The following is a 12,618-nucleotide window of genomic DNA, read 5'->3' on the forward strand; positions in this document are numbered from 1 at the left end:
GCGGAGGAGGTCAGGACCCGGGTCTAGAATGCCCTCCCGGCCCGCGCTCGTACCCGTGCAGACCCGCGCACGGCGGTCCGGTCGATGCAGGAGACCTCATGACGCAAAACAACCCCCCGACGCCCGAAGCACTCGAAGAACGACGGGCGCAGTTGCGCCGCGCGGCGCTCGACTATCACGAGTTTCCCCAGCCCGGCAAGATCGGCATCACCCCGACCAAGCAGCTCATCAACCAGCATGACCTGGGGCTGGCCTATTCGCCCGGCGTGGCCGCCCCCTGCGAGGAAATCGTCAAAGACCCGGCCGCGGCGTTTCGCTACACCAGCCGGGGCAACCTGGTGGGCGTGGTGACCAACGGCACGGCGGTGCTCGGTCTGGGCGACATCGGGCCGCTCGCGGGCAAGCCGGTGATGGAAGGCAAGGCGGTGCTGTTCAAAAAGTTCGCCGGCATCGACGTGTTCGACATCGAAATCAACGAGAAGGACCCGGACAAGCTCGTCGACATCATCGCTGCGCTCGAGCCGACCTTCGGCGGCATCAACCTCGAAGACATCAAGGCGCCCGACTGCTTCTACGTCGAGCGCAAGCTGCGCGAGCGCATGAAGATCCCGGTCTTTCACGACGACCAGCACGGCACCGCCATCGTCGTCGGCGCGGCAATCATCAACGGCCTCAAGGTCGCGGGCAAGGACCCCAAGCGCATCAAGCTCGTCACCTCCGGCGCCGGCGCCGCGGCGCTCGCCTGCCTGGGCCTGCTCGTCAAGCTGGGTATCCCACGCGAGAACATCTGGGTCACCGACCTCGCCGGGGTGGTCTACGAGGGCCGCACCGAGCTGATGGACGCGGACAAGGTCGTCTATGCGCAAAAGACCGAGGCGCGCACGCTCGCCGAGGTCATCGACGGGGCCGACGTGTTTCTGGGCCTGTCTGCGGGCGGCGTGCTCAAGCCCGAAATGGTCGCGCGCATGGCGCCGCGGCCGCTGATTTTTGCGCTGGCCAACCCCAACCCGGAGATCCGCCCGGAGGAGGTGCGCGCCGTGCGCGACGACGCCATCATGGCCACCGGCCGCTCGGACTACCCGAACCAGGTCAACAACGTCCTGTGCTTCCCCTACATCTTCCGCGGCGCGCTCGACGCGGGCGCGACCACCATCACGGTCGAGATGGAGCTCGCCGCGGTGCGCGCGATCGCCGAGCTTGCGCAGGCCGAGCAAAACGAGGTCGTGGCGGCGGCGTATGCGGGTGAAAAACTCGCCTTCGGCCCGGAATATCTGATCCCCAAGCCCTTCGACCCGCGGCTGATGATGAAGATCGCACCCGCGGTCGCGCAAGCCGCTGCCGACAGCGGCGTCGCGCAGCGGCCGATCGCCGACATGGCCGCGTACCGGCAGCGGCTCGAGAGCTTCGTCTACGCCTCGGGCACCATCATGAAGCCCATCTTCGAGGCGGCCAAGCGCGCGACCCACAAACGTGTCGCTTATGCCGAGGGCGAGGAGGAGCGCGTGCTGCGCGCCGCGCAGATCGTGGTCGACGAGGGCCTGGCGCGCCCGACGCTGATCGGCCGGCCGGCCGTCATCGCACAGCGCATCGAGAAATTTGGCCTGCGGCTGCGTGAAGGGCGGGACTACGACGTGGTCAACGTCGAGCAGGACGACCGCTACCGCGACTTCTGGCAGACCTACCACCGCATGACCGAACGCAAGGGCGTGACGGTGCAGATGGCCAAAATCGAAATGCGTCGCCGCCTCTCGCTCATCGGGTCGATGCTGCTGCACAAAGGCTATGTCGACGGACTGATCTGCGGCACCTGGGCCACCCATGCGATGCATCTGCAGTACATCGATCAGGTCATCGGTCGCCGGCCGGGCGTTTCGGTCTATGCGGCGATGAACGGGCTGATGCTGCCCGGGCGGCAGGTGTTCCTGGTCGACACCCACGTCAACTACGACCCGAGCGCGGAACAGCTCGCGGAAATCACCGTGCTCGCCGCTGAGGAGATGCGGCGCTTTGGCATCACGCCCAAGGCGGCACTGCTGTCGCACTCCAACTTCGGATCTTCCAATCAGCCCAGCGCGGCCAAGATGCGCGAGGTGCTGGCCCTCGTGCAGCAGCGCGCGCCCTGGCTCGAGATCGACGGCGAGATGCACGGCGACCTGGCGCTCGACACCGCCGCTCGCCGCGCCCTCATGCCGCGCACCACGCTGCTCGAGGACGCGAACCTGCTCGTGCTGCCCAACATCGATGCGGCCAACATCGCGTACAACCTGCTCAAGGTCTCGGCGGGCGGCAACATCGCCGTTGGCCCCGTTTTGCTCGGCGCGGCCAAACCGGTGCATATCCTGACGCCCAGCACCACCGTGCGGCGCATCGTCAACATGACGGCGCTCACCGTCGCCGACGCGAACGCCGGCCGCTGAGGCGGCGGCCCGGCCTAGGGTTTTCCAGTGTTTTGGCTTGCGTTTTTGTCGCGTTTCCGTCACACTACGCGCCTACTTTCCGGGTTTACCCGGGGTTTTCACGGTCAAAACGACGGACGCGCAACACATGACTCGGCCGCGGCGCAGCCCTTGGGGCGCATGGATACTGGCGGCCCTGCTGCTGTTCGCTGCGGGCTTGGGGGACTGGGCGCAGGCGCGTTCCCCAGTGCCAGACCAGGCCGAAGCCGTGGCAACGGTTCGCCTGGAGCAGTTGCCCGCCGAAGCGGTTGAAACCTATCGCTTGATCCTTCAGGGCGGACCGTTTCCGTTCGAGAAGGACGGGTCGGTGTTTGGCAACCGCGAGCGGCAGCTTCCGTTGCGCGTTCGGGGATATTACCGTGAATACACCGTGAAAACGCCTGGAAGTCGGGATCGGGGCGCGCGCCGCATCGTCTGCGGCGGGGAGCCGCGGCGGCCCGAGGTGTGTTACTACACCGAGGACCATTACGCGAGCTTTCGCCGCATCGTCGAATGACGAGGGCCCGTGCCGTTTCGGCATCGATGGATCAGTCTCTTTCACATTTTTAGAAAGCCGCGGAGATGGAAACACCACTTCGTAACGTCAGGCCCAACATCGTGCAGTCGATTCGGGCCTACCGTGTGCAGGATCTGCAGGAGGCGGCACAGGCCTTGGGCCACCACTTCCTCTACGCCAACCTGGCGAACGCACAGAGCAAGCAGGACGTGCTCGACATGATCGCGCAGCAGTTCACGTTGCCCACGCATTTCGGCAAGAACTTCGACGCGCTCTTTGATTCGATCACCGATCCGGTGCACAAGTCCGGGCCGCAGCCGGGCTTTGTCGTGGTGCTCGAGCACATTCCGGCCAACGGCAAGTTCGACAAGGAAGCGCGCGAACAGTTGCTCGACATCTTCCGCGACGCGGCGGACTACTGGGCCGACCGCAAGGTTCCCTTCAGGGTCTTCTATTCTTTTCAGTAGCCCGTTCCGCATCCATGGGCCAAGCGGAACGGGCGGATGAGGCCAAAGCGCAGCACACCAGTGTCGCTGCGCCGGGGATCCATGCCCCCCAAGACAAGACCGACCCCGCCGTGGCAGCCAGTCTGCTGGTGGATGTCTCGGTCGAGGCGCTGCGCATGAGCAGCCCTTTCAATGCCGGCTACTGGCTCAACGCAGCCTGAGAGGCTGAGAGGGGATCGAACATGCCCGCCCCTTCGGGCACACCCAATTCCCTCTCAGCCTCTGAGGCAACGCTGAGAACCCGTTCCCGCGATGAAGCGCCATCGCGGGAACCGATTCAGCGCGGTTTCGGATCCAGTTCCTGTGCCAGCGCGAGGTAGTCGCCCACGGGCACTTCCTCGGCGCGGCGGTGCAGGTCGAAGCTGCTGGTGCTGCCCCGCGCTTCGAGCCAGCGGCCGAGGCTGTGCCGCAGCAGTTTGCGGCGCTGGCTGAAAGCCACACGCACGAGCTCGGAGAGCAAGGCCGCATCGACGGCCGCCGGGGATTCGATTGGGCGCATCCGCACCACCGCGCTGTCCACGCGGGGCGGCGGGTTGAAGCACTCGGGCGGCACGTCGAGCAGCCACTCCATCGCATAACGCCACTGCAGCATCACCGAAAGCCGGCCATAAGCGGCGGTGGCGGGCGCCGCGACCATGCGGTCGACCACCTCTTTTTGCAGCATGAAGTGCTGATCGCGGACGCAGTCGGCCACCTCGAGCAAATGGAAGAGGATCGGGCTCGAGATGTTGTAGGGCAGGTTGCCCACGATGCGCAGCGCCGCACCTTTGCGCTCGGCGAGTGCGCGGAAATCCACGCGCAGTACGTCGGCTTCGATGACCTCGAGTGCGCTGCGTTGGCGCAGCCGCGCCGCGAGATCACGATCGAGTTCGATCACCGTCAAAGCCCCGCTGCGCGCCACGAGCGGGTTGGTCATCGCGCCAAGCCCAGGGCCGATTTCGACGAGCGGCTCACCGGGTTTGGGATCGATCGCATCGACGATGGCGTCGAGGATTGCGGGGTCGGCCAGGAAATGCTGGCCGAAACGCTTGCGGGCGATGTGCTTCACGGCGCCTGGGGCGGTTCGCGCAACTCGACGTAGGCACGGGCCCGCACGTCGCGCGCCCAGCGCTCGTAGGCTTCCTCGAGCTTTTTCTCGCGCGCGAGGTTGCGCGCGATCTCGCGTTGTTCCTGGGGTGTCAGGGTCTTTTCGCGCCGCTCGAGCAGCTGGATGAGGTGGACGCCGAAGCGCGAAACCACGGGCGGGCTGATTTCGCCCGGCGCGAGCTGCGCCAGCGCCTCTTCGAATTCCGGAACGAACTGCCCGGGGCTGGCCCAGCCCAGATCGCCCCCTTCACGGGCGCTGCCATCTTGCGAGTATTCGCGGGCGAGGGCTGCAAAGTCGGCCTGGCCGCGCAGCACCCGGGCCCGCAGTTCGGCCAGGCGCTCGCGCGCCTGCGCTTCGCTGAGTTTCGGACCCGGACGCAGCAGGATGTGCCGCGCATGGGTTTGCGTGACCTGGGTGGGCAGGGCATCGGGCACGCGCCGCTCGAGTACCTTGAGGATGTGGAAGCCCGCGCCGGAGCGGATGGGCCCGACGACCGCCCCCGGCGCTGCCCCGCGGATGGCCTCGACGAACAGCTCCGGATAGCGGTCGAGCGGCCGCAGGCCGAGCATGCCGCCGCTTTCCCGGCCTTCGGGCGACTGGGAGAACTGCCGCGCGAGGGCCGCGAAATCCTCGCCCTGCCGAGCGCGCTGCGCCAGTTCGAGCGCGCGCTGGCGCAGCGCCCCGACCTGCTGCTGGCTCGCCTGCTCGGGCACGGCGACGAGGATGTGGCCCAGGTTGACCAGCTCCGGCGCGCCGTCCTGCGCGGCCTGGAGCGAGGCGATGAACTCGTCGACGTCGGCTTCGGTCACCTGCAGGCGGGAGGCGACTTCGCGTTCGCGCAGCCGCGTCAGGATGATTTGCCGCCGCAGGTTCTCGCGGAACTCGCGCAGGCTGACGCCGCGGCGCTCGAGTTCGCGGTGCAGTTGCTCGACACTGAGCCCGTTTTGCCGCGCGACGTTCTGCTCGGCTTGATCGACCGCTGTGTCATCGACCTTGATGCCTTGCTCGGCGGCCAGTTGCAGTTGGGCGCGCTCGGAAATGAGGCGCTCGAGCACCTCGCGCTCGAGGGTGGCGCGATCGGGCTGCGGGCCGCCACGCGCGGCCAGTTGGGCCTGCAACTGTTCGACGGCGCGCTGCACCTCGCGGTTCGTGATCGGCTCGTCGTTGACCACGGCCACGATGAAGTCGGCGGGCTGGGGGCCGCGAACCGCCGGGGGCAGCGTGGCCGCCGCCACTGCCGGGGCCAGGGTCGAGGCCGACGTTCCGGGCTTGAGGCGTAAGCCCTGTGCCGTACCCAAAGTCGGCGCGAGCAGGCCGACGCACAGCAGCGCCGTGAGGGCCTGGCTCAAGGCCGGAAGGCGGCGCGCGTGCGGCAAAGGTGGGAGGGAGGCCTCAGTCATAGTTGCTGAATCGGCTCGGCGGGGGCGCCGGCTCGCGGAGGTATTGATAGCGGGGTATGTTATCGCGCAGCGTCTTGAGGGGGTTGGAGCCCAGACGCGAGAAGCCCACGAGTTCGAGCTGGAACATGATGCGGCTGCTCGAGCTCGCCGCACCGCTTTGGAGCCGGTCGAACACGACGCGGCCGATCCAGCAGCCCGCGTCGTACTCGAAGCCGAGGATCGCGTCGACCAGCTTGTGCTCCATCACGCTGAAGTTGAGCCGCCCGACGCTGTACCAGCGCCCGGCCCCGAGGCCGCGGCCGGGGCCGAGGTCTAGGCCCGGGTCGTTCCAGAGGTCGTTGAGCGGCCACTGCCAGCCCATGTCGAGCTGTTCGCTGATGCCATTTTTGAGGCGGTAGCCGGCGCTGAGCACCCGATAGTTGCCCGGCGAGTAACGTGCGCCGAGCGTCGTGCGCAGCGAGCGGCCGGTTTTCGGGTTGAATTGCAAACCGGCGTCGGCGCGCCAGCGCGGGCTCCACTGCAAGGAGCCGCCGACGAGGATGTCGCTGAGTCGCTCGTCGATCGGGGTTTCGCCCGGCAAGGTGACTTTTTGGCTGGAGAAGCGCAAACGCTGCGCGAGCCCGAGGCGGACGAGCTCGCCGCCGTTGTCCGCGTCATACAGACGGCTGACCAGGCCCAGCGTGAGCAGGTTTTCATCGGCGATCCGATCCGAGCCGACGTAGGGGTTGTCGGAAAAAATGCTGTCGAGGTTGAAGTCCTTGGCGGCGGTGTCGTAGACCGGCAGCGCCTGCTGGTCGCGGTAGGGGGTGTAGACATAGAGCGCGCGAGGCTCGAGGGTCTGGCGCACGGCGCGGCCGAAGTAGGCCGTGTCGCGCTCGAAGATCAGGCCGCCGTCGAGACTGAAGGTCGGCAGGCTGCGTGTGGCGCGGGTGCGTCCGTCGACCAAGGGCGCGTCGAACGCGTAGTGGGTGTGGTTGGTGCGCAGTGTCGGGGTGAGAAAGCTGCCGGGCGTGAGCCAGGTGTAGCCGATTTGCGCGCTCAGCACGCTGCGCTCGGCGTTCGGTTGCAGCGTGCGCGTCGCATCGGCGCGGAATCGGCTGTAGTCGGCGTCCAGCGTGTACTGCCAGCCGCGGCTGGGGCTTAGGCCATAGCGCGCCGTGAGTTGGGGCAGGCGATCGTAGGGCGGGATGATCGGCGCGTCGGGTGTCTGCAGGGTTTGCCATTTGAGGCTGCGCCACTGCGCAGACCAAGCGCCCTGACTCCACGAGAGCCGGCCGTCGGCGGGCAGCAGGCGGGGCGTCAGCGCCGGGATGCCGCGCGTGAAGTCGCGCCAGTAGTCCGCGTCGCTCACGCGGTTGAGGTTCAGGCTCAGGCCCGTGCCGGCAGCCAGCGTGGCCTGATGCTGGGTCGACAGACCCCAGCGGTCGCGGCCGCGCAGCCGGTCCGAGGGCATGAGGTTGCCCAGGACCTGACCGCTCGCGACGGGCGCCAGGTAGCGAAACTCGCCGCCCACGGCCACGCCACGGCGGCTCATCAGCGTCGGCGTGAGTGTGGCGTCGTAGTTCGGGGCGAGGTTGAGGTAATAGGGCTGCGCGTAGGTGAAGCCTCCGACGCTGTCGAGGTCGAGTGTGGGCGGCAAAAAGCCCGAGCGGCGCTGGTCGCCGAGGGGAAACGCAAAGCCCGGCACCGGCAGGATCGGCACGCCCTTGAACTCCAGCACCCCGCCGTGCGCGCGGCCTTCTTCGGCTTCGTTGTCGATGTCGATGCGCGCGGCCCGCAAGACCCAGTCGGGCAGCCATTCGGGGCCGTTGCGGCGGCAGGTGCTGTAGCGCACGTCGTGGACCTGGCTGCGATGGTCGTCGATGAACTCGGCCCGCGCGGCCTCGCCGTAGCCGCCGTTCTTCAGGAAGGAAAAGCTGGGCTGGGTGAAAAAGCCGCTGCCGTCGTCGAGGTGCAGCTCGAGCTCGGGCCCGCGATAGACATTGCCGTAGCGGTTGAGCCGCACGTCGCCTTCGGCGCGGACCGTGTTGGTGGCGCGGTCGTAGCGCAGGCGTTCGGCGCGAATGACGGTGTCGACGCGGCGCAGCATCGCATCGCCCTCGAGCACGCTCTCGCCGTCGATCTGGCCGTGCAGGCCATCACCGAATAGAAAGGTGGGCGCTTGGCGCCGCGCCTCGGCGCTGATCGGCTCGGCCAGCGCCTCGCTCGGACGCAGGGCGGGCGCGGGCTCAGATTCGGACTGGGCGCGGGCGCAGCTGGCACCGAGCGCAAGCAGGCACAGCAGCGCGGCGCGCAGCCGCTCGGCCGCAAGCGGCGTCAAGCATCGAGGGGATTCTTCCGGGCCAGAGGCCGGCGCGCGCGGGAGCATGGAGGGGTCGTTTCGGCGGTGCAACAAGGGGAGAGCCCGTCTGCATAGAATCGATTATCCATGAGCGATCTACCTACCCCTGCGACTCCCCAGCCCTCGCCCATCCTCTGGTCCGACCCCGAACGGGGCGCGGCGTTTGCGCGCTGGCTGGGCGCGCTGGCCCCGGTGCATGACCTGGCCGTCGACAGCCTGCGGTCCGCATCGGCCGACGCGAGTTTCCGGCGTTATTTCCGCATCGATCGGCGGGGCGGGGGAAGCTGCATCGTGATGGACGCGCCGCCCCAGTACGAGAACAGCGTGCCCTTCGTGCGGGTGGCCGCGCTGCTGCGCGAGGCGGGTTTGGTGGCGCCCGAGATCTGGGCATGGGATGAGGCGCAGGGCTTCCTGCTGCTGAGCGACCTGGGGCCGACGACGATGATGTCGCAGCTCGACTCGGCGCGCCCCGAAGCCGCAGCGCCGCTCTTTGCCGCTGCCACCGATGTGCTGGTGCAATGGCAGCGCGCGAGCCGCCCCGACATGCTGCCGCCTTACGACGAGGCGTTGTTGCGGCGCGAACTCGCGCTCTTCCCCGACTGGTACTTGCGTCGGCATCGGGGCCTCGAACTCACACCGGCGCAGGCCGAGGTGCTCGCGCGGACCGACGAGCTGCTGGTGCGTCAGGCCTTGGCCACGCCGCGGGTCTATGTGCACCGCGACTTCATGCCGCGCAACCTCATGGTGCTGTCCGGCGACGGGCCCGCGCCTCGGCTCGGGGTGCTGGACTTTCAGGATGCGGTCGAAGGCCCCATCACCTACGACATCGCCAGTTTGCTGCGCGACGCCTTCATCAGCTGGGACGAAGCCTTCGTGCTCGACGTCACCGTGCGCTATTGGGAAAAGGCGCGCAAGGCCGGGCTGATGGATTTCGAGGATTGGCACAGCGACTTTGGCGCGTTTTGGCGCGCGGTGGAGTGGATGGGGCTGCAGCGGCACCTCAAGGTGGCGGGCATTTTTGCGCGACTCACGCTGCGCGACGGCAAGCCGCAGTACCTGGCCGATGCGCCACGCTTCATCGGCTACATCCGCGCTACGGCGGCCCGTTATCGGGAATTCACGCCGCTTTTGCGCCTCATCGACGAGGTCGAGGGCTTGCAGGCGGCCAGCGGCTGGGCTTTGGGCCGAATGTGATCCAATCGCCGGCGTGTTTCGGTCTTTTCTTGCTATCAAAAAGTGATTGCTTGATGCCGCGCATTTACTGCTTCCTGCCGCTGTCCGAGGGCGCGCTCGTGGTGCTGGACGCGGCGGCGTCGCGCCACGTTCAGGTGTTGCGCGCGCAACCGGGCGATGCGCTCACCCTGTTTACCGGCGCAGGCGGTCAATGGCAGGGCACGATCGAGCGCATGGGCCGCAGCGAGGTGACGGTGCGGATCGGCGGCTTCGAGCCGCTCGAGCGCGAGGCCGCGCGACCGGTGCATCTGGCCTGCGGCATGCCGGCCAACGAGCGCATGGACTGGCTGGTCGAAAAAGCCACCGAACTCGGGGCGGTGCGCGTGCAGCCGCTGCACACCGCGCACAGCGTGCTGCGCCTGAGCGCCGAGCGCGCGGCCAAGAAGCAGCAGCATTGGCAGCAGGTGGCGGTGGCCGCCTGCGAGCAGTGCGGACGCAACCGCGTGCCCACGATCGAGCCCGTGCGCACGCTCTCGGCTTGGCTCGGCAGCGCCGAAGCGCAGGCACCCGCCGCGGCGCTGCGCTGCGTGCTCTCGCTCGCCGAGGGCGCGCGGCCGTGGGGCGAGCTGCTGCGCAGCGCGACGCCCACGCAGCCCGTGTGGCTGCTCAGCGGCCCCGAAGGCGGCTTGTCGGCCGAGGAAGACGCACAGGCGCGGGCCTACGGCTTCGTGCCCGTGACGCTGGGGCCGCGCGTGCTGCGCGCCGAAACCGCGCCGCTGGCGGCGCTGGCGCTGGCGACCCTGGGCTGACCCTAAATCCGGCAGTTGACCGCTTTTCGCGAAAAGCAAGGTGTTGATGTTTCAACAATTTTCGGTGCGCAGGCCCTTCACCGCTTGGGTGAGCGCTGCGCACCAGTTCGAGCCGCCCTCGGGCCCGGGGGCAGCGTTGCAAATCCTCGCCATGGCGCCCGCCATGGCTGTGGTTTGCGCCTTGCCCGCGCGCCCGATGACGGCCCGTACGGGCGCGCCCAACTGCCGGATTTAGGCTCACGGGTTCCGCGGGGCTGCGCCGCCCGCCCGTGCACGTTGAGCAGCCAGGCCGCTGCTAGACTGCCCCAATGAACGCTTCCTTGCTGTTGTTGGCCCTGTGTCAGGGTTTGTTTCTCACCAACAACGTCGTCTTCATCGCCATCAACGGCCTGGTGGGCTACCAACTGGCGCCGGCGGGATGGATGGCGACCCTGCCGGTGATGGGCTATGTGGTTGGCGGTGCACTCTCGACCGGGCTCGTGGCGCGCGCGCAGATGCGCTGGGGGCGGCAGCGCAGTTTTCAGCTCGGGCTGGTGGTGGCGCTGGTCTCGACGCTGTTGTGCGCGTATGCCGCCTGGAGCCGGAATTTTGGCTTGCTCGTCGCTGCGACGGTGCTGGCGGGCTACTACAGCGCCAACGGGCAGCTCTACCGGTTCGCTGCCGCCGAGCTCGCCGCGCCTGCGTTTCGCGAGCGCGCCGTCTCGCTCGTGTTGGCGGGCGGTCTGCTGGGTGCGGTGATCGGCCCAAACCTGGCCGCGCGCACGCGCACCTTGACCGAGACGCCTTTCGTCGGTGCTTACCTTGCGCTGGCCGTCGTGGCGTTGCTGTCCATGGCGCTCATGGCCGGGGTGCGCTTTCCGCCGGTGCCGCCGAAGTCGGACGGCGATGCCCCGGGCCGACCGTTGTCGGAGATCGTGCGCCAGCCGGTGTTCATCGTCGCCACCGCCGGTGCCGCGCTCGGTTACGGCGTGATGAACCTGCTGATGGCGGCCACGCCGCTGGCCATGGATGTGTGCGGCTTTCCCTTCGACGACGCGGCGCTGGTGCTCGAGTGGCACGTCATCGGCATGTACGCGCCGGGGTTCTTCACCGGGCATTGGATCCGCCGGTTCGGCACGCTGCCCATCATGGGCGTGGGCGTCTTGCTCAACGCCACATGCATGGCGCTGGCGTTGTCGGGCGTGGAGCTGCAGCACTTCCTGGTGGCCTTGTTTCTTCTGGGTGTGGGGTGGAACTTCCTGTTCACCGGCAGCACCACGCTCGCTTTGCAAGCCTATCGGCCCGAGGAGCGCGACCGTGCGCAAGCCTTCATCAACTTTTGCATGTTCAGCACCATGGCGGTGACCTCCTTCGCCTCGGGCGCCCTCGTGACGACGCAGGGCTGGGCGCTGCTCAACTGGGGGTCGTTGATCCCGGTCGCCCTGCTGGGATTGGCGATCCTATGGCTGGCACGGCAAGCGCCGCGACGATGAGGCGCCGCACGAGGGGACACTCAAGGAAACCGCGCATCCAGCCAGCGTCGCAGTTGCAACAACACGCTTTGGCGGTGCGTTTCGTTGAAGGTCTCGTGGTAGAGCGGCTCAAAACGGTGCGCTTCCACCAGGGCCGGCGGTGCGGCTGCGGCGAAGCGCTGCGCCCCGCGGGGGTCGACGAGCCGGTCGGCGCCCGCATACAGCAGCAAGGTCGGAACGGCCCAGTGCGCCGCGGCGGCTTGCACGATGGGGCCGGATGCGTCGATGAAACGTGCCAGCCGCGCGCTGATGCGGTCATGCACGCAAGGGTCCTGGCGATAGGCTGCCACGACCGCCGGGTCGTGCGAGAGCGCGGCAGGATCCAGACCGTTGCTCACGGCCCAGTCGGGCGCCAGGCGCAGCAGCAGCGCGATGAGCGCGCGCTGCGCGAACCCCAGACCCGCATCGAACGCGGGCGAAGACAACACCAGTCCATCGGCGAGTCGCGGCTGTTCGGCGAGCAGCCGCGCCGCGACCAGGCCACCCAGGCTGTGCCCGAGCAGGATCAGCGGTGCGAGCGCGTGCTGCGCCCGCGTGTAACCAATCAGGTCGGCCAGGTCGTCCAGCAGGCGGCGCTCGTGGGGCAGCGTGCCGCGCGGGCCATCCGAGTCGCCGTGGCCGTATTGGTCGTATCCCCGCACCGAAAAACCCCAGCGGTTGAGTTCTTCGGCCAGCGCGTCATAGCGCCCGGCATGTTCCCCGAGGCCATGCACCAGCAGGACGACCCCGCGCACCCGACCGCCGTGCGCGGGCTCAGCCGCCCAGTCATAACAGGCGATGCGCGCGCCGTCCGAGGCGGTGTATGGGCGGATCGTTGCGACGCTCATCTCGTGGTCTTG

The 12,618-nt window shown here is 68.1% G+C and carries 12 protein-coding genes; 8 read left to right on the top strand and 4 right to left on the bottom strand.

Annotated elements, in window-relative coordinates:
* The first annotated feature begins 98 nt into the window (after positions 1–98).
* The 4 genes from EDC62_RS09765 to EDC62_RS09780 all read left to right on the top strand — a co-directional run bounded on the left by EDC62_RS09765 (position 99) and on the right by EDC62_RS09780 (position 3,619).
* Entirely contained in the window at positions 99–2,417 is a 2,319-nt protein-coding gene (locus EDC62_RS09765) for an NADP-dependent malic enzyme (RefSeq protein ID WP_124223125.1), read from the top strand.
* 127 nt (positions 2,418–2,544) lie between these two features.
* Positions 2,545–2,952 (top strand): guanyl-specific ribonuclease, encoded by a 408-nt coding sequence (locus tag EDC62_RS09770; RefSeq protein WP_124223127.1) that lies wholly within the window; start codon positions 2,545–2,547, stop codon positions 2,950–2,952.
* Positions 2,953–3,017: 65 nt separating this feature from the next.
* Complete coding sequence (locus EDC62_RS09775; RefSeq protein WP_124223129.1) at positions 3,018–3,419, top strand: barstar family protein; 402 nt, start codon at positions 3,018–3,020, stop codon at positions 3,417–3,419.
* A gap of 14 nt (positions 3,420–3,433) precedes the next feature.
* Positions 3,434–3,619 carry a hypothetical protein gene (locus EDC62_RS09780; RefSeq protein ID WP_124223131.1) on the top strand — a complete coding sequence of 62 codons (186 nt, stop codon included), beginning with the start codon at positions 3,434–3,436 and terminating at the stop codon, positions 3,617–3,619.
* Positions 3,620–3,735: 116 nt separating this feature from the next.
* Here the strand turns inward: EDC62_RS09780 and rsmA are convergent, their stop codons facing one another.
* Genes rsmA through EDC62_RS09795 form a run of 3 tightly spaced genes read right to left on the bottom strand, consistent with a single transcriptional unit; the run spans position 3,736 to position 8,265 of the window.
* Positions 3,736–4,506 carry a 16S rRNA (adenine(1518)-N(6)/adenine(1519)-N(6))-dimethyltransferase RsmA gene (rsmA, locus tag EDC62_RS09785; RefSeq protein ID WP_124223133.1) on the bottom strand — a complete coding sequence of 257 codons (771 nt, stop codon included), beginning with the start codon at positions 4,504–4,506 and terminating at the stop codon, positions 3,736–3,738.
* Entirely contained in the window at positions 4,503–5,945 is a 1,443-nt protein-coding gene (locus EDC62_RS09790; RefSeq protein WP_124223135.1) for a peptidylprolyl isomerase, read from the bottom strand. Before EDC62_RS09790 ends, rsmA begins: the two co-directional genes overlap by 4 nt.
* The gene (locus tag EDC62_RS09795; protein WP_245968832.1) at positions 5,938–8,265 is read right to left on the bottom strand and encodes an LPS-assembly protein LptD; all 2,328 of its coding nucleotides are present in this window, start codon (positions 8,263–8,265) and stop codon (positions 5,938–5,940) included. Before EDC62_RS09795 ends, EDC62_RS09790 begins: the two co-directional genes overlap by 8 nt.
* A gap of 108 nt (positions 8,266–8,373) precedes the next feature.
* On the opposite strand from EDC62_RS09795, the gene EDC62_RS09800 reads away from it, so the two are divergent.
* The 4 genes from EDC62_RS09800 to EDC62_RS09815 all read left to right on the top strand — a co-directional run bounded on the left by EDC62_RS09800 (position 8,374) and on the right by EDC62_RS09815 (position 11,740).
* Positions 8,374–9,480, top strand: a complete 1,107-nt coding sequence (locus tag EDC62_RS09800) for an aminoglycoside phosphotransferase family protein (RefSeq protein ID WP_124223139.1) — start codon at positions 8,374–8,376, stop codon at positions 9,478–9,480.
* Between the two features lie 53 nt (positions 9,481–9,533).
* Positions 9,534–10,268: a 16S rRNA (uracil(1498)-N(3))-methyltransferase gene (locus EDC62_RS09805; RefSeq protein ID WP_124223141.1), complete on the top strand. Its 735-nt coding sequence runs from the start codon at positions 9,534–9,536 to the stop codon at positions 10,266–10,268.
* Positions 10,269–10,314: 46 nt separating this feature from the next.
* Positions 10,315–10,503 carry a hypothetical protein gene (locus EDC62_RS09810; protein ID WP_124223143.1) on the top strand — a complete coding sequence of 63 codons (189 nt, stop codon included), beginning with the start codon at positions 10,315–10,317 and terminating at the stop codon, positions 10,501–10,503.
* Positions 10,504–10,576: 73 nt separating this feature from the next.
* On the top strand, positions 10,577–11,740 hold the full coding sequence (locus EDC62_RS09815; RefSeq protein ID WP_124223145.1) for an MFS transporter: 1,164 nt from the start codon (positions 10,577–10,579) through the stop codon (positions 11,738–11,740).
* A 20-nt stretch (positions 11,741–11,760) separates the two neighbouring features.
* Here EDC62_RS09815 and EDC62_RS09820 read toward each other — a convergent pair whose 3' ends face one another.
* Complete coding sequence (locus EDC62_RS09820) at positions 11,761–12,606, bottom strand: alpha/beta hydrolase (protein WP_124223147.1); 846 nt, start codon at positions 12,604–12,606, stop codon at positions 11,761–11,763.
* Positions 12,607–12,618 lie beyond the last annotated feature (12 nt).

Source organism: Tibeticola sediminis (assembly GCF_003843835.1).
Taxonomy (GTDB): domain Bacteria; phylum Pseudomonadota; class Gammaproteobacteria; order Burkholderiales; family Burkholderiaceae_C; genus Tibeticola; species Tibeticola sediminis.